General features: G+C 46.1%; 19 protein-coding genes and 1 pseudogene. 5 read left to right on the top strand and 15 right to left on the bottom strand.

Annotated elements, in window-relative coordinates; all coding sequences use genetic code 11:
• Positions 1-50 precede the first annotated feature (50 nt).
• From MO387_RS17430 to MO387_RS17420, 3 genes are all read right to left on the bottom strand, one after another.
• Complete coding sequence (locus MO387_RS17430; protein WP_012588062.1) at positions 51-1,037, bottom strand: TerC family protein; 987 nt, start codon at positions 1,035-1,037, stop codon at positions 51-53.
• Positions 1,038-1,334: 297 nt separating this feature from the next.
• Positions 1,335-1,604 carry a hypothetical protein gene (locus MO387_RS17425; RefSeq protein ID WP_234421005.1) on the bottom strand — a complete coding sequence of 90 codons (270 nt, stop codon included), beginning with the start codon at positions 1,602-1,604 and terminating at the stop codon, positions 1,335-1,337.
• A gap of 9 nt (positions 1,605-1,613) precedes the next feature.
• On the bottom strand, positions 1,614-1,907 hold the full coding sequence (locus MO387_RS17420) for a hypothetical protein (protein ID WP_234421004.1): 294 nt from the start codon (positions 1,905-1,907) through the stop codon (positions 1,614-1,616).
• A 544-nt stretch (positions 1,908-2,451) separates the two neighbouring features.
• On the opposite strand from MO387_RS17420, the gene MO387_RS17415 reads away from it, so the two are divergent.
• Positions 2,452-4,071: a peptide MFS transporter gene (locus MO387_RS17415; RefSeq protein ID WP_107947012.1), complete on the top strand. Its 1,620-nt coding sequence runs from the start codon at positions 2,452-2,454 to the stop codon at positions 4,069-4,071.
• A 43-nt stretch (positions 4,072-4,114) separates the two neighbouring features.
• Here the strand turns inward: MO387_RS17415 and MO387_RS17410 are convergent, their stop codons facing one another.
• The 6 genes from MO387_RS17410 to MO387_RS17385 form a co-directional block, all read right to left on the bottom strand.
• Positions 4,115-4,354, bottom strand: a complete 240-nt coding sequence (locus MO387_RS17410; RefSeq protein WP_011846424.1) for a DUF3624 domain-containing protein — start codon at positions 4,352-4,354, stop codon at positions 4,115-4,117.
• 78 nt (positions 4,355-4,432) lie between these two features.
• Positions 4,433-5,623: a 2-alkyl-3-oxoalkanoate reductase gene (oleD, locus tag MO387_RS17405; protein WP_107947011.1), complete on the bottom strand. Its 1,191-nt coding sequence runs from the start codon at positions 5,621-5,623 to the stop codon at positions 4,433-4,435.
• 460 nt (positions 5,624-6,083) lie between these two features.
• Positions 6,084-7,934 carry an olefin beta-lactone synthetase gene (oleC, locus tag MO387_RS17400; RefSeq protein ID WP_199908796.1) on the bottom strand — a complete coding sequence of 617 codons (1,851 nt, stop codon included), beginning with the start codon at positions 7,932-7,934 and terminating at the stop codon, positions 6,084-6,086.
• The gene (locus MO387_RS17395) at positions 7,934-8,842 is read right to left on the bottom strand and encodes an alpha/beta fold hydrolase (RefSeq protein ID WP_107947010.1); all 909 of its coding nucleotides are present in this window, start codon (positions 8,840-8,842) and stop codon (positions 7,934-7,936) included. Before MO387_RS17395 ends, oleC begins: the two co-directional genes overlap by 1 nt.
• Before the next feature lie 147 nt (positions 8,843-8,989).
• Complete coding sequence (locus tag MO387_RS17390; RefSeq protein ID WP_011846420.1) at positions 8,990-10,039, bottom strand: 3-oxoacyl-ACP synthase III; 1,050 nt, start codon at positions 10,037-10,039, stop codon at positions 8,990-8,992.
• A gap of 253 nt (positions 10,040-10,292) precedes the next feature.
• Positions 10,293-11,693 (bottom strand): methyltransferase, encoded by a 1,401-nt coding sequence (locus MO387_RS17385; RefSeq protein WP_107947009.1) that lies wholly within the window; start codon positions 11,691-11,693, stop codon positions 10,293-10,295.
• Between the two features lie 164 nt (positions 11,694-11,857).
• Here MO387_RS17385 and MO387_RS17380 point away from each other — a divergent pair, with 164 nt between their 5' ends.
• Positions 11,858-12,091 carry a DUF1289 domain-containing protein gene (locus tag MO387_RS17380; RefSeq protein ID WP_006085323.1) on the top strand — a complete coding sequence of 78 codons (234 nt, stop codon included), beginning with the start codon at positions 11,858-11,860 and terminating at the stop codon, positions 12,089-12,091.
• A 55-nt stretch (positions 12,092-12,146) separates the two neighbouring features.
• On the opposite strand, the gene MO387_RS17375 is transcribed toward MO387_RS17380, so the two are convergent.
• The 3 genes from MO387_RS17375 to MO387_RS17365 form a co-directional block, all read right to left on the bottom strand.
• The gene (locus MO387_RS17375; RefSeq protein WP_006081075.1) at positions 12,147-12,509 is read right to left on the bottom strand and encodes a YajD family HNH nuclease; all 363 of its coding nucleotides are present in this window, start codon (positions 12,507-12,509) and stop codon (positions 12,147-12,149) included.
• A 165-nt stretch (positions 12,510-12,674) separates the two neighbouring features.
• Entirely contained in the window at positions 12,675-14,651 is a 1,977-nt protein-coding gene (locus MO387_RS17370) for a BCCT family transporter (protein ID WP_006081074.1), read from the bottom strand.
• 397 nt (positions 14,652-15,048) lie between these two features.
• A complete protein-coding gene (locus MO387_RS17365) occupies positions 15,049-15,630 on the bottom strand; it encodes a DUF502 domain-containing protein (protein WP_012088779.1) in 582 nt (193 codons plus the stop codon).
• A gap of 187 nt (positions 15,631-15,817) precedes the next feature.
• Here MO387_RS17365 and MO387_RS17360 point away from each other — a divergent pair, with 187 nt between their 5' ends.
• A complete protein-coding gene (locus MO387_RS17360) occupies positions 15,818-16,213 on the top strand; it encodes a VOC family protein (protein ID WP_107947008.1) in 396 nt (131 codons plus the stop codon).
• A gap of 493 nt (positions 16,214-16,706) precedes the next feature.
• On the opposite strand, the gene MO387_RS17355 is transcribed toward MO387_RS17360, so the two are convergent.
• Complete coding sequence (locus MO387_RS17355; RefSeq protein ID WP_107947007.1) at positions 16,707-17,666, bottom strand: integron integrase; 960 nt, start codon at positions 17,664-17,666, stop codon at positions 16,707-16,709.
• A gap of 372 nt (positions 17,667-18,038) precedes the next feature.
• Between MO387_RS17355 and MO387_RS17350 the strand changes: the two genes are divergently transcribed.
• Entirely contained in the window at positions 18,039-18,347 is a 309-nt protein-coding gene (locus tag MO387_RS17350) for a hypothetical protein (RefSeq protein WP_017428770.1), read from the top strand.
• Positions 18,348-18,428: 81 nt separating this feature from the next.
• On the opposite strand, the gene ltrA is transcribed toward MO387_RS17350, so the two are convergent.
• Positions 18,429-19,778: a group II intron reverse transcriptase/maturase gene (gene ltrA, locus MO387_RS17345; protein ID WP_014609903.1), complete on the bottom strand. Its 1,350-nt coding sequence runs from the start codon at positions 19,776-19,778 to the stop codon at positions 18,429-18,431.
• Between the two features lie 800 nt (positions 19,779-20,578).
• Between ltrA and MO387_RS17340 the strand changes: the two genes are divergently transcribed.
• Positions 20,579-21,556: a transposase gene (locus MO387_RS17340; RefSeq protein WP_107947006.1), complete on the top strand. Its 978-nt coding sequence runs from the start codon at positions 20,579-20,581 to the stop codon at positions 21,554-21,556.
• Positions 21,557-22,145: 589 nt separating this feature from the next.
• Here the strand turns inward: MO387_RS17340 and MO387_RS17335 are convergent.
• Positions 22,146-22,242: pseudogene (locus MO387_RS17335) on the bottom strand (IS5/IS1182 family transposase); the annotation flags it as partial.

Raw genomic sequence — 22,242 nt, 5'->3', positions numbered from 1 at the left:
GTCGCGCAAACTATTTCTCTATTTCTCTATTTCTCTATTTCTCTATTTCCCTATTTATCGATTTCTTGGCCGCGCGTTTTCCACAGCGAAAACAAGACCCCGGCAACTAACAGGCCGAACGTCACCCCAAGAGACAGTGCGGTTGGAATAGTAAAGTCCACTATGCCCTCGTGATTGAAATACACTAAGCCCACTTTTACCCCGATAAACACTAATACCACCGACAGCGCGTATTTAAGGTACTCGAAACGATGCACCATAGCCGCCAAGGCAAAATACAAGGCACGTAACCCCAAAATCGCGAAGATATTCGAGGTATAAACGATAAAAGGATCTTGGGTAATCGCAAAAATAGCTGGAATACTGTCGACAGCAAACACTAAATCCGCGGTTTCCACTAAGATCAACGCTAAAAATAACGGCGTCGCCCACCATCCTTTTGATAACTGATGATCTTCACCCCGTACCCAGAACTTCTCCTTATGCAGTGTCGGCGTAAAGCGCATCTTAGTGCGTAACCATTTGTAAAACTTATTATCTTGGATATCACTGTGCTCGTCATTGGAGAAGAGCATTTTCACACCAGTGAAAATCAAGAAGAGTCCAAATAACACCAGTACGCCTTGATACTGAGCAACGAGCACAGCGCCAAGGCCAATCATAATCGCGCGTAGCACTATTACACCCAAAATACCCCAGAAGAGCACTCTGTGTTGGTATAAACGCGGAATGCCTAAACTACTGAAGATTAAAGCGATAACAAAGACGTTATCCATAGACAGCGATTTTTCAATCAGATAACCCGTCAGATATTCCATACCCGCCGTTGAGCCCTTGTACCACCACAGCCAAGCCCCAAACAGTAAGCCCATACAGATATAAAAAGCTGAAAGCTTTAAACTTTCGGCCACAGTAATTTCATGCTGCTCCTTGTGTAATACGCCAAGATCGAAGGCCAATAACGCCAGCACAAAACCGAAAAACATCAACCAAACCCAAAGCGGGTAACCCACAAATAGGGTGGTAAAAAACTCCATAAGTCTCCTTAAAAACCAACATAACGGCTGAGCGAAATCAGCATAACTGAGTCTGAAAACCCATAGAAACCCTAGGTATCAAAACAGTGACTATCCAGATAAATCATTCTTAACATCAAAAGCTAATTGATTAAAATTGAGCTTATATCCACCGCCATTGGCATCTAATACCTATTTCATTCAACACTGCTGTGCAACCGATACGCAAGTCTCTGATGCAGAGCTAAACAAGCCCTTTACCTTGCTTTCGGGCCTAATGTAACGTCATAACGCTAGCAAACGGTTGTTTTACTATTTCTAGTCGAGTCGCTGCCAAACTTCGACTTCTTTTAACTCACCATTTTCAACTCTTTGAGTATGTAACTCTTGGCCCTTAATGGCGTAACTAAACACAAACTCCGCACCTTTAGCTGCACCAAAAGAGTTCAGCTCTGGCCGCTCTGTATACTCAGTCGCCGTTGCCTGATAAGTCCCAGAGCCCGCCGCCCAGAACTGGCTGACACCGTCCACATTCTTCATGGTCGTAAAACTAAAGTGCCGCGCTGATATCACTTTAATTGCACTCAAATTGAGGATCTAATAATCCACCCATTCGTGCTTTTCATTTAAATAACGACCTGAGACTAGTTGCCAACTTCCCACTAACGCAAGAACTTGCGCTGCTGATCCAGTGGCCGTATCGACACTCGCTTCAGTGCTCACTGTTTCAGCATTCATCACTACTAAACTGGCAGTATCAGCATAGGCGCCTTGTGTCCAAACAAAGCCACTAGCACTGGTGAGCACGGCTAACAAGGTAAAAGCCTTCACATTCTGGCGAACCGCACTCATTACACTAACAGCACTAATGGCACTAATAGAAAATCCCATGAAAATATCCCTTTATAAAAGTACAAAGCCGCTGGCGCTAAGTTCTCATGTTGTGGAGGTATCTTCAACTGCACAGAATCGAGATCAAGCTCGCGCTTAAAATAAGGGATAAACAAGAGCTAAACAAAATCTTTAGCAATACCTTAAGCGGCTCGCTAAACGACTCCCTAAATATCAAATCAGCACAGAATCAAAGCCCTAAAGCAATCTTTAAAAACTGTCGCTGTCAAATTCTGGCCACTATGTAGCACTCATTGATTAACTGAAAATGAATTAATTTAGCCACTCAGTCTTACTCAGAAGCAGGTTAACCACAGTTTCAAAGAACGGCAAAATGGTGAAATAAGCAAAATATTCATCAGTTTCAAGCCCCTTGGCTGTTCCATAGCATCCGAGTGTGATTAACTGCAGCTACTGCGGCGTCTTTTAGCAATCAGCAAGGCTGCAATAACCACTAATAATGAAAAATAATTAATAAAATTCATTACGATAAAATGAATCAATCGAAGCTTGGTGCATGAAGCGCCAGCAATGGGAGTCTTAAGTGTCAACAGAACAACATCCTCCGCATGCTATACAAGGCCCACAGGGTTCGCCCCCACCCGAAATGCTCTTTGGGCATCCTAAGGGCTTGTTTGTCTGCTTTTTTACCGAAATGTGGGAACGCTTTTCCTTCTACGGCATGAAGGCGTTACTGTTTCTTTATCTGATTAAATATCATCTGTTTACCGACGAATTTGGCTATAACGTCATTGGTGCTTACGGTGCCTTAGTGTACGCCATGCCCGTGGTCGGTGGTTTATTGGCCGACCGCTATATCGGCATGCGTAAAGCGGTGATCTTCGGTGGTATTTTGTTGGTCCTCGGCCACTTAGGCATGGCCTTTGAAGGCCATCAAGCGGTTATCGTCGCCGGTGAAGTTCAGCGCGATGAACAAGCACTGCAGGTGTTCTATTTATCCCTCGCCTTGATCATTGTCGGTGTGGGCTTTTTAAAACCCAATATTTCCACCATAGTCGGTCAGCTGTATCCCGAGTCATCTCCAAAGCGGGATTCAGGCTTTACCATTTTCTACGCTGGCATCAATTTAGGCGCCACCTTGGCCCCGCTGATTTGTGCTTATTTAGGTGAAACCTATGGCTGGAAGTACGGCTTTGGTTTGGCAGGTTTAGGCATGTTAGCGGGTTTATTGGTGTTTATTCGGGGTAAGAAACATTTGCAGGGCTTCGCCGAACCCAGAGATCCCGCAAGAATTTTAAAGAAAACCGCTGGCATCACCACAGAGCAATGGATTTATTTAAGCACCATCGGCAGCGTAGTGCTGGTCTGGGGCTTAATTCAAACCCACTCCCTTGTGCTTTCTATTAGCAGTTTATTACCCGCTGTGAGTCCAGTGATCTGGTTCTTGCACTCAGTATCTCTGGTGCTCGCCCTCGGGATTGGCTGGTTTATGGTGAAACACTGCAACCCGATTGAACGTCAACAGATGTCGGCCTTACTGCTGTTCATCGTCGCAGGTTTGGTCTTCTTCGGCTTATATGAGCAAACCTATGGCTCATGGGTAGCATTTTCGGACCGCGTGATGGATCGCAACATGCTCGGTCTCGAATGGAGCGCGGGACAGTTAACCTTCCTCGGCGCCTTCTTTGTGATCAGTTTATCGCCCATCTTTGCTTGGCTCTGGCCTGCCCTCGCCCGTAAACATTGCGATCCGAGCAAACCGGTTAAAACCGCACTCGGTATTTTGTTCGCAGGTTTATCCTTTATGGTGCTAGTGCTCGGGATCCAAATGCCGCTAAGCAGTGGCCTAGTGAGTATTTGGTTCTTAGTCGCGGCTTATTTTGTATTAGAAATTGGGGAGTTATTGCTGTCGCCAATAGGCTTATCTGCGGTAACTCAGCTGTCGGTAAAACGCGTGGTCAGTCTGATGATGGGCGCTTGGTTTCTCGGCACTTCATACTCTGAAATTTTAGCCGCCGAATTAAACAAACTCGCCGCGATTGATACCCAAGGCGGCGTGATAAGTGACGTGCCCAGTGCAATGGCGCTATACGAGCAACTGTTTATCTTTTCGGCGCAAATTGGTGTGGTGATGGCGTTAGTCTTCTTTGCCCTTGCGCCATTAATGAAGAAAATGATGCACGAAGAAACAGCGACAAATTAAGTCTATGTCCAAGAATTAAAAAGAGCAGGAAAGGAAACTTGGCTTACTCTCGGCCTCTGAGGCGACGGTAAGCCAAGACAATAAGATGTAAAGCCAATAACCCCGTAAAAGCAGTGCAGAAAAACAATAAGGCAATCGAATTCACTTCCCGCGGCGCATCATAATAGAGCCACCACCACAGCGGCCAACCGATAGCCGACAAAGCCGTAAGCTGCCACATACAGCGTTTGCAGCGACCAATCTTTTGCCTGAAAATCTCCGTTTTACAATCACCGCAACTCATAAGTCCCCAACGAGGTTATTCAAATAAGGGCAGGCATATTGAATATCAAGCACTCAGCGAATCCCATACCTAATAACACTAGAGTGACGCTTTTAGTCTTGCCATCCCTTCATTGATAGAGACAAGTGCACGATAGCCTAAATCTCGCTTGGCGGCGCTGATATCAAAATAATGGCTGCAGGATAACTGCCGTGCCACGAAGCGCGTCATCATGGGCTCTTCTTGCTTCTTTAGTAGAAAATACACAGTTTCCAACACGGCGCCTGCCACATAGGCCACAGATTGCGGCACACGCTTAGTGACTGGCGGCAAAGCATCGCAGGCCAAAATAAGATTGAGCATTTTGGCCATAGTGATGGGTTCATCGTTACTCAAAAAATAAGCTTTTCCCTGACACTTAGGCTTTGCTTGGCACAGTTCAAGCGCGGCCAGCACATGGGCATAGGCGGCGTTGTCTATGTAGATGGTATCAACCAGCTTATCTTCACGGCCAACCAGTTTAAGCTTATCTAAACGGCCGCGCGCTAACACCCTAGGCACAAGATGGGGGTCACCAGGACCCCAGATCAAATGCGGCCTGAGTGCGACAGTTTTTAACGCGTAGGGTGCAGTGGCTTTAGTCGTGACCGGAATAGAGACTTGAGTGCTAGCTGAATTAATGTCTGAAATAGTGGCTGTCGTGGCTTGAGTTACAGCGGTATTTTCAACCGATACGTCACCCACTTGATTGGCATCAAGCATCATCTTTTCGGCGATTGCTTTGGAATGGGCGTAATAATTAAGGAAGGATGTGGCATAGGGAGTGGATTCATCTATACCGGATTCATCCTGCCCAGCAAAGGTCACACTCGGGGTACTGGTGTAGACTAACTTATTTATTTTTAATGCTTTACAAGCTGCAATCACATTCGCTGCGCCCTTCACATTCGGGCAAAAATAGCTGTCTCTGTCGCCCCAAACGCCGGCTTTAGACGCCACATGGAACACGATATCGCAGCCTTGCATCGCCTGTTGCAACTGGTCTTTATTGACTAAATCCCCTTGCAACATGACTACGCCCAGCGCTTCAAGTTCGGGATAATGACCACGGGCAAAACCTGTGACCTTAATGCCCGCGGCTAACAATCTCAAACAAATCGCTTTACCTAAAAATCCCCCCGCTCCCGTCACAAAGGCGTGTTGTACCTTAAGGGCGAGCTGCGCGAGTGCAGTTTGTTCAGCCGCATCAAATTGCGCAAGCGTCGTGCTCTTGATTGGGTTTATCGTCATTTAGGTATCCATTTCAGCACATTTACATGAACTTAAAGTCGGTGTAAGAAGTTTAAAATAAGCACAAGGGCTTAAAAATAAGCGAGTTTGTTCAAATGAACACAGAATATAACGTAAAAAATGCAGGAAAAAAGCCGCAGAGTATATACCCAAGCTACCTGAAAATACGAGTTTCAGAGCACCTAGGGTGCTTCAATTCAAGGTGCATCAATGATGAAATGTCGGCCACCTTTTGAATTGATGCAACACGGAAGTGAAGTGCCCTAGGCGCTCCGTCCCGGCGTGGTTTAACGCACTTTATGCTGTGTTGACTATTTTTAACTTAGTCCACTAGGTCTGCAAATAGCCGCAATCGCCATGGATGGCGTGAATGCCATTTATGCAGGAGCAATAAATGGCATTGCCTAAAGTACGTTAACCGCACGCTGAATCCTGCATTTTCAGGCTGTTTGGGTATAAATCAACCTTTCGTTTGCGATTGTGCCCAAACGGCTAATTTTTCTCTAAAAATCTTGGCATTATGCCGCACATCCACAGGGAAATCAGGATGGATAAGAAAACGTCTTATGCCCTGTGTCTGGGTAAATTGCTCAGCGATGGTAATCAAATCTTGATACAGCTGTTGGCTCTTATTGCATGCCAATGATTGGTCGAGTTCGATACAGATCAAAGGCTCTATCTCGTTCGCCACTTTCACTCCAACTAAGGCAGAGCGCTTCACATTGGGATGGGTATTAAAAATGCGCTCGCAAGGAATAGAATAATAACGCTTTACCAACTGGCATTTACGGGTGGCATCGACTCTGTGGGCCTTGCGACCGCACATCCACAGTCGGCCTTGATCATCGAGATACCCGAGATCGCCCATGCGATGCCTAACGCTATTGGTGGCGGAGTCCAACATCTTGGCCGCCGCAGTCGCGCTATCGCGTTGACTATCTTTTAGATAATAGGACTGACTCACCATAGGCCCCTGCACCACGATTTCGCCGATTTCACCGTTATTCAGTACTAAGGCCTCATCCCACTCGGGGATAACGGCTTCGCTGATGTCGATGATGCGAATCGTCACGCCATCGATAGCGCCGCCGACACAAATGCCGCCGCCGTTATCTGTGATATCTGTGGTGGTAAATAACGCATCGCTAGCAATCATGCTGATCGGTAAAGATTCGGTCGCACCGTAGGAATTTAAAATCGGCACGCCTTGGCTCAGCATCTTGCTAAATCGGGCGATGGAAGCAATGGTGGCTGGCGCACCCGCAGAAATGACCCGCTGCACGCTGGGCAGTTTATGCTGTTTTTGTTCACCTGCGCGGCCTAAACGTTCAAGCAAGGCGGGATTAACAAAGATGTTGCTGCATTGATATTTTTCAATCGCGGCAAACAGGAATTCGGGATTAGCGGTGATGGGTTTGCTGGCATCCATTTCTGGAACGATAGACGCCATACCCAGCGCGGGGCCAAAGAGTGAAAACAGCGGAAACGTGGCTAGATCGCGCTCGCCATGGCAAATGCCATAATCGTTTTTTAATGCTTGGATTTGCGCCTCAAACATACCATGGCTATACACTACGCCTTTAGGCGTGCCGGTACTGCCACTGGTGAATAAAATCGCCGCCATCTCATCAGATTTGAGCATCACCATGGGATATTCAGCATGTTGGGCTTGGGTGTGTTGAGCCGAGGCGTTTCGTGAAGAGCTGTTTTGCAGCAGAGTCGATAAACTGATAGCGCCAGTAGCGATGCGGATTAATCGTGCAGCTAAGCCAGTTTTACCGCCATCAACATTGAGCAATGACTTAATGCTGCCCTTACCCCAACCAAATAAACGTCTGGCGATATGGGCTTTGGGAATACCGATAAAAGCATCGGGCGCGGCTTCGGCAAAACACTGCTTAAGATTGTTAATCCCCATGCCGGGATCAACGAGGATAGGAATAATCCCCGCTTTAAACAGCGCAAAGGTGAGTGCAAAAAAATCCAGACTCGGCGTGACCATAAGCACAGCTTTCATGCCACGCTCAATACCATGGGCGTTTAGCGCAAAGGCTATCGCATCGCTTTGTCTATCTAGATTGAGAAAGTCCAACTCGCTGTAACGCAAATTCGCCACAGAAGCGCCCTGAGCGCTTTGTACTGCTACCGCAAGATGGTGGGGAATGGCATGGGCGGCTTGCTTGAGATGACGACAAATATTGGCGTCACTGGCCATTGCTGACGCAGAAGTACCCGTTAAAAGTGACGTATCCAACGGCGTCACTACAGCAGCCAACAAAGGAGTCACTTCAGTCTCAAGCAAGGTCGACATTAACCTAGGGCCTGTTCGGACGGCGCCGCTGCTTGGTCGTCGGCCATAAAGCCCTTGATATGAGCAATCACTTCATCGCTGGCATCTTCCAGAATGTAGTGACCACAATCGGCAAATTCATGCACGGTCGCATGGGGCATGTGCTGACGCCATTTTGCTAAAAAGTGCTTATCGAATACAAAGTCCTTCAGGCCCCAGCAAATCAAAGTCGGCACTTTGGCAAACTGCGGTAAACTCGCAGCGATATCAGAGACTAACTGATAATTTCTATCGCCTTCACGCAGCGGAATATCCTGCACAAAACGCAGCGTCGAAATGCGATTGGCCCAAGAGTTAAACGGTGCGACATACGCCTCACGAATGTATTTGGACATTGGCTGACGCTTAACGCCCACATATGAGGCGATAGACGAAAAGGCATTAAAACCACGTACCAGCACTGTGCCTAGCAGAGTATTACGACAGATCCACAGCGGCCAAGGAAACGGCTTAGTCTCAGGCAGATGGAAAGCACCCGTGTTCAAAATCACTAGGCGTTTGATACGCTCAGGATAACGCGCCGCATAACCCATACCTATCATGCCGCCCCAGTCGTGTACGACTAAGGTAATGTTTTCTTTCACATTCAGGCTATCGAGCAGGGCTTCGAGATCGTCGATGCGGTTCTTAAGGGTATAGTCATAGCCGCTATCGTCGGGCTTATCCGACAGACCACAGCCGATATGATCTGGCACTATGCATTGATGCGTGTCTTTTAAGGCGCTCACGAGATTGCGGTAGTAAAACGACCAGCTAGGATTACCGTGAACCATCACTACAGGTTCGCCTTGGCCCTCGTTGATATAATGCAGCTTGTTGCCATTACGGCTAAGAAAATGACGTTTAAAAGGCAACAGAGTGTCTAACATGACGCTTCCTATCTTTTGTTCTATTTATGAGAGCGAATAACGATTTGTGTATAGCTGGCTTAGCTTATCGACTGAATCATGGACTTACTGGGTTGGCTAGAATGTATTCTAGCCATCAAGCAAAGGCGTGAAAAGGTGCACTGCACCCTACCACTTAATGCCTAACATCATGCAATTCAATCCACTGCCTATGCCTAAAAAGCTCACTTGATCGCCCGCTTGTAAAAAGCCTTGATCGTGCGCCATGGCGGCGGTCACAGGTAACGACACTGTGCCCATATTGCCCAGCAGCTGATACGTAGGAAATTCTTTCTCGGGGGGAATATTTAACGCGCTAAGCACTTGCTTACGGTTTGAGGCGCCCACTTGATGGCAAATCACTTTGTCCACTTGCTCAACCAGCCAATTACGCTGCTCAAGGAAATGTTCCCAAGTATGCTTAGCCAGCTCAACGCCTTCTTTGAGAAGCGTCACCGCATCGGTACGCATAAACTCGCGGTACAGATTGTGCCCCACTTCCTGCAGGCCCCATTGACACAACTGGTGATGCTCAGGCGCCGATAAGTGCGATGCGCCCAACAATTGATGCTGACGCACATTTGTCAGCGGCAAACTGCCGTCGGTAAGGATAACCGCCACTGCGCCAGAGCCACCGGTTAAGGTCGCCAGCGACTGGGCAAAATTCTGCATAGTGGGATCGGCCAGCATGTTATCGATAGTGACATCGACAATATCCCGCGCCGATTCACAGGACACCACCATACCCGCCTTGATTTGACCCAACTCAATACGGTTAGCGATATCTAAAATACCCGATAACACCCCAAGACAAGCGTTGCTAATGTCGTAAATGGCGGTGTCTTTCGACACGCCCAATTCGGCAGCAACACGACACGCGGTCGCGGGTTCATGTTGATCGCGGCACACGCCAGTATAGACAACAGCACCTAAATCGGCGACATCAATCCCAGTTTCAACCATGGCTTTACGGGCAGCTTTAATCGCACCGTCGGACAATTGATGTCCTTTTGGCCACCAGCGGCGTTCAGTAATCCCAGTCAATGCGGCAAGCTGTCCCATTGGAATACGGAACTTTTGATACAAAGGAGCAAGACGAGACTCTAGCTCACTACTGGAAACCACAACAGGCGCCAGTTCATAGGCCAGGCTATTAATAAATACGCGGGAATATTTCATGAAACTGTTTTATTCGCTCACTAGAATGACTGACCAACAGGTCAGCTTTCAGTTGTTATTCGTCATTAATGCGACATTTGAACAAGAAAAGCCCGATGATTCAATAAAAAACCATCTTCAGTGTAAGACTTGTCTCACAGCGCAGGTTCCAAACACGACGGCCCTGAATTCACTATCACTAAACTTAAATGCGCTAATATAGAAATACTTCATAAAAAACATCACAGTACAGCATATTTTCAGACACTCAAAATTATACTGACATTTTTTGCGCTAAAATCAGCGAATTTCTTGGTGTGACGTTGTTTGCACAAAATTCACCCACGCAAACACCATATCCTTGTTCCTGCAAAAAACAAGCGCGATCTAAGATTAACCATTGCTCGAGTACAGTGCGGAACAAATGCGCCACTAAATCGATGCGGCGAGTTAATTGTTGTCTTTGTCGCCCTATCTCAAGCCAAGCCTCAAAATCCCTGTTTTGGGTTAAATTAACGGCCTTAGTCTGCGCCGCCCACAGGCAAAAATCAGTAAAACTGCCGCTCAACTGACTCTGCTTTAACGAGGGCAAAGGTAAATATGCGTCGATTTGTCGACATTGACGTTGCAGTGCATCAAAGCCTAAGCGCCACGCGATTTCTTGATGGCGCAGCGCCTGTTGTTTGGGATTGGCGATCACGCTCTGCTGCAGCGGTAACTGTAAATCATGGCGACTGAGTTTTAGGCTGCTCTGCTGAGCAAGATTGGATAACGGCTGATAATGGCTCGCGTGAATTAAATGATAACAACAGGGAGAAATCGCCAGCGCCTGCGTGCCCGCCTCGGCCGCCAGCATTAACAGCCGAACATGCAAGTCACCGCAGGCATGCAATGCAACCGCTTGCTGCCGTGCGCTTAACGGATTGGCTTTTGCGGCGTGTTGAGCTGGTGCTTCAACTGTAGTAATGGATGTGGTTATAGATGTGTTTGTCGCAGCATGTTCTGCACCAATAGCAAAGGCATCGGCACAAATAAAGGTTTGTGACAACTGCCACTTATCGGCAAAGGCCTGTCCTGCTTCACATAATGGCGCTTGCCATTCTAAGCTCACCACTTCGGCGCCGCGGGCTTTAGCAATCAAGCGGCCCAAATGCCCTTTACCCGCACACCATTCCAGCACAGGTAAATTAAGCTGGGGTAAATGCTGCACAAAGGCGGTAATTTGCTGCCATTTACGGCCTTTGATGTGCGCACTGAAATGCGCCTCATCGTCAAAGGACAAGCCGCCTTGCTGCGCTGCGGTATTATCCATAAGCGACGGTTCAGCCACGCCAGCCTTATCAGTAACCGTCTTATCGTTAAAAACCGTACGTTCGGCAATGGATGCGGTGAGCAATGACAAGTCCCAATCTTGGCCTAATGTCCTAAGATCGTGACTTAATGCCGGTAACAACGCTTTAACCAGCAAAGATTGCTCGGCATCGAGTCCATCGAGCTCATCGTCAGCCAGCGCCCACACAGCTTCGGCCAACTGCGGAAAATCCTGTGCCCAAGGTAAAGCGTTCACTTCAAATGCACGCACTTGCCACAGGGCTGCACTCTGTTCAAGCAACTGATTAAGTTCGCTAAATTGCTGTGAGTAAGTGAGTTGTTGCTGCAGATTATCTTGGTTCACGTCATGCCCAGTGTAAAAAATACTTGTCTCACCTTAGGTCAAGGGAATGCGCCCTAAAGATGACTTTATGCGAAAAAATGTTAGTATCGCGGCCTTTAAACACTCAACCATATCGTTAACTGAGAAGACTCGGTTAACTAGCCATAAGGCTCCAGGGGACACCTATGCTTTCACCTTGCGTCGCACGCTGCGGTTTAAATGACGAAGACTACTGCATGGGCTGCTTTCGACATATCGATGAAATCGTCAGTTGGCGCACGAGTAGCGAAGCGCAACAGGCGGCCATTTGTCAGCAACTCCCCGCCCGTAAAGCTTTATTTGAAGGCAGTGAAAATCAGCATATTTTAAGCCGTGATAAATGGTTAGCTGCCGAGGCGCGTTTAACCGACAAGGACTAAACCCGTCCGCTAACGCTACCCTCTACGCAATCTGATCCAGCTAAAGCCAGCAAGACTATTTTTTCAGCATTGATTTCAAGTCAGCAAAGGGATTGTAGGTCGCCGCCGCTTGCTTGGTTTCTGTGGTGCTGCCGTAACGGATCAGTTCTTCGAAACGAGAATGTTCGTTGTCGTGGCAATATAGGCACAATAACTCCCAGTTTGAACCGTCTGACGGGTTGTTATCGTGGTTATGATCGCGATGATGCACTGTCAGTTCACTTAAGTTTTTCGGGGTAAACTCGCGGGTACAGCGGCCACATACCCAAGGATAAAGTTTTAACGCCTGCTCACGGTAACCACCCTCACGCTTAGCTTTGTACTCCCGCGCATCGGCTAATACTTTGTCTAACTTACTCTGGCCTGGCACTGACGACATAGTGTAATCCCTAAAACAAACCCTAAAAAAATTGCCCCAAGGATAATCCGAGTTATCACTTGGGGCAATATCTCCCGCACTTTGCGGGTTAATGGTGCGCGATTTGTAGACGCAAATGGCTAAACCGACTTACGTTACTGGCTTACCTTGCTTAACTTACATTACTTAGCTTATGTGGGCATGATCGGCATTCGACAGATGCAAATAGTGTAAGTATTTTTCATACTGAGTCACCACATCCGCGAGGATTTGCTCTTCGGTATACCCCATCACATCGTAATGCTGACCACCTTGTTCAAGGTACACTTCGGCGCGGTAATACAAGGTATTGCCCTGCTCGATTTCAGTCCCTATCGGGTTAGTGATGTCAAAACAACGGGTGCGTACTCCGTAAACAAAGGGCAAGTTCACCTCGTTGCTGATCACCAAACGTACGCGGCCATCTAAGTATTCGAGATCGGCCACTATGCCTTTGGCCATAAAGTGTTGACACACCTTAGACAAAGCAGGCGTCGCAACATTATTCAAGAACACTTGCGCTTCTTCATGGGTAGGATGCGAGACGAGCACGCCAATGCGTTCTTCCCAGCTCATGTTGGTTTTGGCGTACTGCACACTGGTATTGTGTAATTGCACGCTGTTGATCTTAAGCCAGTCATTTTTCAGGGCTTTAAATAATCCCAGACACATGAATAACATCACCACAAGGAACGGCATGGCACTGGCGATAGCCGCCGTTTGCAGCGCCTGTAAACCACCGGCTAACAACAATACCGAGGCCACAACCCCTTGCAACAGTGCCCAGAAAATCCTCTGCCATACGGGCGCATTGTTATCGCCTCCCGAGGTCAGATTATCAATCACTAAGGATCCCGAATCCGACGAGGTCACAAAGAAGGTCACGACTAAACAAATCGCAATCCCTGAGAGTAAGGTCGGGAACGGCATGTGCTCGAAAAACACAAACAAGGCCACTGACACATCGGTATTTACCGCCTCGGCAAGGTAAGTCGCGCCTTGATTCATAATCGAATCAATCGCCGAGTTACCAAACACTGTCATCCACAGGAAGGTCAGCGCCGATGGCACAAATAACACACCAATCAAAAACTCACGGATGGTACGACCGCGGCTCACACGCGCAATAAAGGTACCGACAAAAGGTGACCAAGAAATCCACCAGCCCCAATAGAGCAAGGTCCAGCCGCCGAGCCAATCTTCCTTATGTTGATAGGCGTACAAGTTAAAGGTTTTACCAACCAAATCACTTAAGTAACTGCCGGTGTTTTGCACAAAGGCCTGCAACAGCATGACTGTAGGGCCCAAGATCAAGACGATAAGCAATAAGATAATCGCGAGGCCAAGATTGAGTTCGCTTAAGCGTTTGACGCCTTTGTCGAGGCCAGAAAACACCGACAGCGTCGCGAGCAAGGTAATGCCGATGATCAAGCACACTTGCACTACTGCGTTATTAGGTAAACCTTCAAATAGATAACTCAAACCCGAGTTAACCTGCAACACCCCAAAACCCAGTGATGTCGCCACCCCAAACATAGTGCCGAGCACGGCAAAGGTATCGACAATATGGCCAATAGGACCATAAATGCGTTCACCAATTAAGGGATAAAGAGCACTTCGTGGCAGTAGCGGTAACTTATGACGATAGGAGAAGTAGGCCAGACTCAATGCCACTACGGCATAAATCGCCCAAGCATGCAGTCCCCAATGGAAGAAAGTAATCTTCATCGCCTCTTTAGCGGCGGCGAGACTCTCAGGCGTAGCATCTGGCGGCGCCAGATAGTGCATTACAGGTTCGGCAACCCCAAAAAACATCAGGCCAATACCCATACCTGCCGAAAACAACATGGCAATCCAGCTTTTATAGCTGTAATCCGGCACAGAATGATCTGGCCCGAGTTTGATATCACCAAAGCGACTGACCATGACAAAGATGATAAAAATCAGGAAAAACGCCACGCTCAGAATGTAAAGCCAACCGGCTTTCACTTCTATCCATGACTGTATTGATCTAAAAACGGTGTTAGCCTCTGTGGGCCATACTGCACAAATCATCACCATCAAGATGATGAAAAAGACCGACGAATAAAATACCGGCGGATTAATACTCGACTTGATCGACATTGACTCTCCCTATTTCTAGCGGGTTCACTCTCCAAATATCTCAGCGCACCAACGGAGAGATAGAACAAAACTTATACTCATAATATGTTTAATGCTGCGGGGCTCATCTATGACCAGTATGGGCTCAATCCCACAGTTCAATGCAACGACTCGCTATGGCTAAACGTGACGGGATCTGAAAAACGGGATTAACAACACACGACTTTGACAGCCGATGATTGATGGATAAATAGCGTTAACACCACTAAGGCAGTCAAAGCATGCCTTTAGCATAAAACAAATTTATAATTAGAATATTTAGCACAAAAAATGGCGACCATATTGGTCACCAAAAAATTATACCACAAAAAACATCAAATTTAATTTTAAACGCTAAAACGCTTAAACCAACATCCGATTACTGAGACGGTGTTTGCGAAATGCCAGCGGTTAAATTAAAGCGCATCGCCTCTTCAAACGACCAGTCGACCATGATTAGATCGTCCCGTTTGATCAAGCTCGTCACGCCCGCCATTTGGTAACTCAATTGGAACAACACAGGCACCCAATCGCCCTCAGGCAACGCATCTAACAAAGGCTGCGGCGGCGTATCTGTCATGATAAATCCCACCACAAAACTGCCATTCGCCTGCTTCACTAACACTGTCTTTTGGCTGGTCGGCTTGCCATCACGATTCATCAAAGAAGCAATATCACGGATACTGCCATAAACCGATTTAAACAATGGGAAACGCATCAACTGGCGCTCAAGCCAGCCATAAAGCCACACAATCGGGCTGACTGAAAACAACAGTCCCACAGCAAAAACTAATGCCACCACTAGCATAAAACCGGCGCCGACAAAGTGTTGGTTAATCCCTACCAACTCTAAAATTACAATTCCTAAACCATCTAACGATACAAACAGAGACCAAAAAAGCCACAAACTCAAGGCCATAGGTAATAGATTCATTAAGCCGCGGGCTAAGGTTTTCTTCATCACACTCTCATTCGGTCATAGGGATATAGTAGGCACAAAATATTTACGCAAAAAAACGCCACAAATGCTACCACAGAGTCACTTTTGCACCAGCACATGATGTAAGGTATCTGACTCTTATTCGTCTCAAGCATAGAGATAGCGTTCAAAATCAGAGCCCACTCTGAGCCATTCTAAGGAAAGTAAAATGCGCGTAACCCGCTTAGATCATTTGGTCTTAACCGTAAAAGACATCGCCGTCAGTGTCGAATTTTATCAAACCGTACTCGGAATGAAGAAAGTGGTATTTCGCAATCAGCGTATTGCGTTAAGTTTTGGCGACCAAAAGATTAATCTGCACCAAGCGGGCGCCGAATTTGAAACTAAGGCCGCAGCAGCCACGCCCGGCAGTGCCGATCTGTGTTTTGTAGTCAGCCATAACATAGAAGAAGTGATCGCGCATTTAAACGCACTTCAGATTGAAATCATTGAAGGACCAGTGCTACGAACCGGTGCCACAGGCCGGATAAACTCAGTCTATATCCGCGACCCAGATTATAACCTGCTTGAGTTATCAGAATATCTGCCCGCCTGCACTGGGTAAGCGAATTGGAGCAATGTCTAATCTTTAAGTTCTGCTAGCACACTGCGAGCAGAACTGCAGCTAACGTTATACTGGTTCACTGTTGTTTGCGATAAGACTCTCGACAGTTAGATGGTATTCATTGTCATTATTCCCTGATTAACTCGCGATCCTTTTAGCTAATTAAGAAGTATCCCTATAGGCTCAGCTAAAAAGCGAGTGTTCAAAACAAGACGACTGGGTTTTGCAGCGTTAATTATCATTACTTCCCCAGTGACTCGCCGTAAACTCATCCTTGAGGGCTCTACTAAAACATCCCTGTTTTAGAAGGTCACTGGTGCAGCAATGACAATCTTAGGTAAGTTATCAATACCTATGTCTGCCCTAAAAAGCATTTGCCCCATTATGATTTAGAACAATTACTCATTCGAACTTTGTGTTTCTGTGTTTGCCTCATATTTACTAATGCGGAAAGCAAAAGATAAGGCCCTAGTAACTTGTTTTGTAGTATGCCTTAAAGACTGTCAAGAGGACTTATGACCCCAGTATGATGGCCACCAATCACATGGGTATATATCTCGGTCGTTTTGACATCACTGTGTCCCAATAACTCTTGGATGGTACGAATGTCATGGCCTTTGAGTAATAAAGATGTTGCAAATGAATGGCGGAAAGTATGGGCGGTAACGCGCTTATCTATACCACAGTTAGTGGTAGCTTGCCTTAATGCACGTGAAAAAGCCGTTGGATGAATATGGTGTCTGCACACATAGTTGTCACTTGGGTGCATACAACGGCGGCTAGCAGGAAAGAGATATTGCCAATGAAACTTAGAGGCGTTACTGCGGTATTTTCTGATGAGAGAGATGGGCAATGAAGCAAGTCCAAAGCCATCTGACAAATCCGCCTCGTGGAGCTTTTTTACCTGTTTCATTTGTGACTTTAGAACATCAATCAATCCGTTAGGTAGCATACAAACTCGATCTTTTTGCCCTTTACCTCGGTACACAAAGATAGATTTAGTGGTTAGATCAATATCTTTTACCCTAAGTTTTAAGGCTTCCTTTAATCTTAGCCCTGAGCCAAATAGGATGGCACCAATTAAATAGTGGTAGCCTGACAAATTGCTGATGATCAGTTTTGCCTCTTCGTTAGACAATACCTGCGGTATTCGTTTAGGGGCTTTTGCATAGGGAAATTGTAACTCATTGGGCTCAATTTTTAACACATGGCGACAAGCAAATACAATGGCACATAGAGCCTGTTTCTGGGTGCTCGCCGACACTTCGCACTCCACTGCTAAAAAACAGAGAAATTGTTCAATCAAAGCGGGGGTTATATCAGCGCCATGACGAATATTGCAATGTCGAATGAAATAGCGGTTCCAATAGAGGTAGGATTTTTCTGTTTGATAGCTGTAATGGCGTACCCTGATCTCTGTCCGTATAGCCTCCAAAAATGTTAATTGCCCCATAACCGTTACCTTACCAATGCACTGTGTTTATATACAGTTATAGTTGAAGTTGAGATAATTGCTATGAAAAAGATGCATAAATCGTTGGATTGGCGCATCGATAATACTAACTGTTAAACATTAACTCATTATTATCAATAGTTTGTAATATATATAAAAGTGCTATGCAGACCTCGTAAACACCTATGCATCTTTTTTATCTGCTAAATTGTCATATTTAACCTGTATTTTTTGTTAAATAATATATTTACAACAAACACTTACAAGTGATATTTTGACGAAGAAACTTACAAGAAAGCAGGAGGTTATCCTGCTGCTAATCAATAAGCTGTTAGCTGGTAAGTGGAATATTCATCAGAAAAAGGATTGTCTATGTTTAAAGAACCGATAAAGTCATCATTTGCAACGGTACAAATAGGTGTGGCAAAGGCGGACGGTAAGCTGTCGTTGACGGATACAGAGGTTGTTTTTGTCCCATTTAACGAGCAGCTTGGCCTCGGTCCCTACCATATCAAGCGTGATGAAATAAAGTCAGTGATTCAAGATGTGGGTAAGGGTGGTGGAATCATTCCGATCACAACTGAGGCAATTCGAATCACTTTATCAAATGATTCAACGTTTGTTTTTATCACGGCTAATCCGAAACAGTGGGTCGAAATTTTCAGTGAAATTACCAGCTAATCGGGTAGCCGGAGGTATCTAGCCTCCAGCCCCCACACCACCCTGCATGCGGCTCCGCACAGGGCGGTTCATTTAGAACGCCTAACCTGTTTTCTGGTTCGGATAGTGAACCGCGATCCATCCATCTCTCAGTGAATACAATCCTGCTTTCTTAAGATACTCATTACTCAGCGCTTGCTGTATTCCTGGTGTTTTCGAGCTCCGCCATGGGCCTTTACTTGTGATCCCACAAGCAACGGCAGCTTGGATCCTGACGCCACGTTTAAGTAAGTTTTGTACCTTAGTCCGCGGTTTTCGCCACTGACGCCAGTAGCACATACGCACTCGACGACGGATCCAATGGTCTAAATCGACACACCCTTGATAAGCGTTGGCTATGCCAAAGTAGTTGATCCAGCCTTGCATGTATTGCCGTACTTTAAACAATTGATATCCCATGCTAACGCCCCAATTTCGGTTCGTCAGGCGTTTCATCTTTTGTTTAAAAATGTGTAATGTTTTAGCATGCCACTGGATCTTCCCGCGGTTAAAGGTAAAACCGAGGAACTTGCTTTGACCTACCTCTACCACTTGGCTTTTCTGTTCATTAACAACCAATTTTAGCTTAGTGGCAAGGTAGCGAGTAATACTCTTGAGTACCCGCTCTCCCGCTCGAATAGACTTTACCAAAATGATAAAGTCGTCCGCGTAGCGGGCGAATTTGTGCCCTCGGCTTTCCAGCTCTTTATCAAGACTGTCCAACATAATGTTAGAGAGTAATGGCGAGAGTGGGCCGCCTTGAGGCACGCCTTCGAAGCTTGCTTCAAATTGGTCGTTGACCATCACACCAGCTCGCAGGTATTTACCAATAAGCGCCAGCAGACGCTTATCCTGTACCTTGATTCTCAATTGAGTCATCAACAGGTCGTGATTTACTCGATCAAAGAACTTGGACAGATCAACATCGACGGCAAATTTGCGCTTCTGTTTGATGATATCTCTGACTTGCAAGACCGCTTGTTTGGCATTCCTATTCGGTCTAAAGCCGAAGCTATTAGCCGAGAAGAAAGGGTCAAACAACGGCGTGAGAATTTGAGCAATAGCTTGCTGTATCACACGATCAATGACGTTAGGGATACCCAGTTTGCGTTTACCGCCATCGGGTTTGTCGATCTCTACGCGTCTGACTGCTGAAGGGTTATATTCACCTCGTTCCAGTAGAGATTTACACCGTTGCCAACCGCCTTGTTGCATCCAAAGCGGGAAGGCTTCGATAGTCATGCCATCGATGCCAGCCGCGCCTTTATTGGCTTTAACTTGACGCCAAGCTCGGTGTAGATTTTCAGGTTCGAGTAGTTGTTGGAATAAATCGCTGTTGAAGGCCGGTTGCATATCAATACGCTGCCGATAGTAATCGTCTGGCGACGTAGTGGGTATCGACAAGTTTGACAAGACTCCTCCTTCTTCTAAATGTTCAGGCCTTCACCATATCCCAACCATTACGATGGGCGTTGGGCTACTATGCCGTCTGCTGACTTCTGCTTAATCACATACCGAGTTACCCCGTCATGCGCTATCGGTTTTCATCTGGTTCGCTCTTTTCAGTCGATGAGATTGAAAAGCCAAGGCACTTAATAGACCAGAGCCTTACTGGTTATTGACCGATCGCGTGTTAAGCAGATCTCCCCAGATAAGAACATGAACTTTCTTTGCACTGCTGCATCATTTACGGTGGCCATTAGATCACGTGGTTTCGTCGTCTTGTGCCAACTCACCTCTAGCCTACGCCTCATATGATGTTCTTGTTCATCAGCTCGCAAATTTGCTAGCGGCTTCCTTCAGACCAATCCTCGCGGATAAGCCCTTGCCATTCGCTAGTAGTTAACGTTTAATAACAGCATGTTATTGAACGGTGACCTTCCTACAGAGGACTTTCACCTCATTAGTTCATGCCCATGCTGGGCGTACACAAGGCCAGCCAATCTGACCTCCGTAAACTGTCTTCTTTTTTGCAAAAAACGCAAAAAAGCAGCCAATTCACTCCGGCAGTTGCTGGCGGCGTTAATCCATAGAAATTTTAATCCTAAACTTACGAATTAGATTTGGAAACCTAGCTCGTTTCTGTCCAAAAATGTGTTGCGTATATCTTGTAAATCAACAGATTACGAACGGTTAACTGGACACCCAGCCTTAATGGCGCAGTTGTTAACCTCCGACTATGCTTGGGTTAAGCATTAAACAAGGAGGTTTGTATGCCGCGCCCTCGCAGAACTCAGATAAGTGTTGAAGACACTCCATATTACCATTGCTGTAGCCGCGTTGTTCGGCGTGCGTTTTTGTGTGGCGATGATGCCTATTCTGGAAAAAACTATGACCATCGCCGTGGTTGGGTTGAGTCACTACTGTTTGAACTTGAAGCCGTTTTTGCCATTGATGTGGCAGCCTTTGCGGTAATGTCGAATCATCTGCATGTGGTGCTGCGGGTCGATATCGACAGTGCAAATTGTTGGACTGACCGCGAAGTACTTGAGCAATGGCATAAGCTGTTTAAAGGCGATGAGTTAACGCAAAAATTTGCGCAAGGAGAGCTTGTTGAGGCGCATGAGGTCAACAGATTAAGGCATTCAATCGCCATTTATCGCAGTCGATTATGCGATATTTCATGGTTTATGCGCTGCCTTAATGAAACGATAGCAAGACAAGCAAATCAAGAAGATAACTGTACTGGTCGTTTTTGGGAAGGACGCTTTAAATCCCAAGCCTTACTTGATGAAGCTGCCGTTTTAGCCTGCATGTCTTACGTTGATTTAAATCCCATCAGAGCGCAACTGGCTGATACGCTAGAACAATCCGACCATACCAGTATTCAGCTGCGCATTCGGGCCGCATTAAAAGGTGAACAACCTAAAAATTTACTACCTTTTATCGGTAATGAGCGCGTGAACCAGCCCAATGGCATTGCGTTTTCCTTAACGGATTATCTCGAATTAGTGGATGATACAGGCCGAATCATCCGCAATGATAAACGTGGGACAATAAGTGCAAATAGCGCTAAGTTACTGACAAGATTAAATATCCACCATGAGAATTGGCTCAAGCTGTCCACTGAATTTGGCAAGCTATTTCATGGTCCGGTGGGTACGCTGCAAGAACTCACTGATTACTGTGAACATCTAGAAAAGCGACGACGGCACTTTGCGGCAAGCTGTCAGCACTTTCACAGCAACTAACTGTAATACTGCTTAACCAAACCAATCACTGCCCATTTGTTTTATTGGGTGGGTTAGCATGTCTTAAATACACCATTTTTTAATGAATTAGCTCATTTTTATGCCTCAGCTTCAGCTCTTCAACTTTTGATGACTCTCATTTAAGCAATTTTAGCTCGTACAAGTTGTAGACAAACCAAAAGTGCATTATGTTGTTGATCTAAAATGGATGGCCAGATTTAAAAAAAACAAATTCTTATAGTATCATTTATACCAATTGACATGGATGTGGCAGCGGCCATATTTGAGATTGAGCCAAGAAGTGATTTATGCCCTGCAAACAGCGCAACGCATAAATACTAAGACGTTAGCTTGAAAAGGATATCTAGCATATGTATCAACTGTACTTCTCTTTAGCTCTAGTACTTATTGTTTTTAGTTTGCCAATTTATATTCAGTACACGGCATTAAAACTTGAACAATCCGAAAATGGTGAGTCTACAGCTTGGTCTTTGTTTTTTGCAGATCCAAGTTTAAGGGTAATACTAACAATTATTAGTTTTCCTGTTATTGGTTTAACTAGGGCCTGTTGATCTTTGCTGTTCATAATTTAGCCAACCCACATTGGCAGCCATATAAGGCAGCAAGCCAAGGCCAGTGTACTTGCATAATTCCGGGCTAATTTATCATACCTTGTTGCTACTGAG

It is taken from the genome of Shewanella sp. N2AIL (assembly GCF_022690845.1).
Classification (GTDB): domain Bacteria; phylum Pseudomonadota; class Gammaproteobacteria; order Enterobacterales; family Shewanellaceae; genus Shewanella; species Shewanella baltica.
Note: the sequence above shows the minus strand (reverse complement) of the source record. Positions and strands in the feature narration are given on the sequence as shown.

Bases quoted from the DNA above. Each gene is read 5' to 3' on its own strand.
- MO387_RS17430 (WP_012588062.1), bottom strand. From the start codon at position 1,037: ATGGAGTTTTTTACCACCCTATTTGTGGGTTACCCGCTTTGGGTTTGG.
- MO387_RS17420 (WP_234421004.1), bottom strand. From the start codon at position 1,907: ATGGGATTTTCTATTAGTGCCATTAGTGCTGTTAGTGTAATGAGTGCG.
- MO387_RS17410 (WP_011846424.1), bottom strand. From the start codon at position 4,354: ATGAGTTGCGGTGATTGTAAAACGGAGATTTTCAGGCAAAAGATTGGT.
- oleD (WP_107947011.1), bottom strand. From the start codon at position 5,623: ATGACGATAAACCCAATCAAGAGCACGACGCTTGCGCAATTTGATGCG.
- oleC (WP_199908796.1), bottom strand. From the start codon at position 7,934: ATGTCGACCTTGCTTGAGACTGAAGTGACTCCTTTGTTGGCTGCTGTA.
- MO387_RS17395 (WP_107947010.1), bottom strand. From the start codon at position 8,842: ATGTTAGACACTCTGTTGCCTTTTAAACGTCATTTTCTTAGCCGTAAT.
- MO387_RS17390 (WP_011846420.1), bottom strand. From the start codon at position 10,039: ATGAAATATTCCCGCGTATTTATTAATAGCCTGGCCTATGAACTGGCG.
- MO387_RS17380 (WP_006085323.1), top strand. From the start codon at position 11,858: ATGCTTTCACCTTGCGTCGCACGCTGCGGTTTAAATGACGAAGACTAC.
- MO387_RS17375 (WP_006081075.1), bottom strand. From the start codon at position 12,509: ATGTCGTCAGTGCCAGGCCAGAGTAAGTTAGACAAAGTATTAGCCGAT.
- MO387_RS17370 (WP_006081074.1), bottom strand. From the start codon at position 14,651: ATGTCGATCAAGTCGAGTATTAATCCGCCGGTATTTTATTCGTCGGTC.
- MO387_RS17365 (WP_012088779.1), bottom strand. From the start codon at position 15,630: ATGAAGAAAACCTTAGCCCGCGGCTTAATGAATCTATTACCTATGGCC.
- MO387_RS17360 (WP_107947008.1), top strand. From the start codon at position 15,818: ATGCGCGTAACCCGCTTAGATCATTTGGTCTTAACCGTAAAAGACATC.
- MO387_RS17355 (WP_107947007.1), bottom strand. From the start codon at position 17,666: ATGGGGCAATTAACATTTTTGGAGGCTATACGGACAGAGATCAGGGTA.
- MO387_RS17350 (WP_017428770.1), top strand. From the start codon at position 18,039: ATGTTTAAAGAACCGATAAAGTCATCATTTGCAACGGTACAAATAGGT.
- MO387_RS17340 (WP_107947006.1), top strand. From the start codon at position 20,579: ATGCCGCGCCCTCGCAGAACTCAGATAAGTGTTGAAGACACTCCATAT.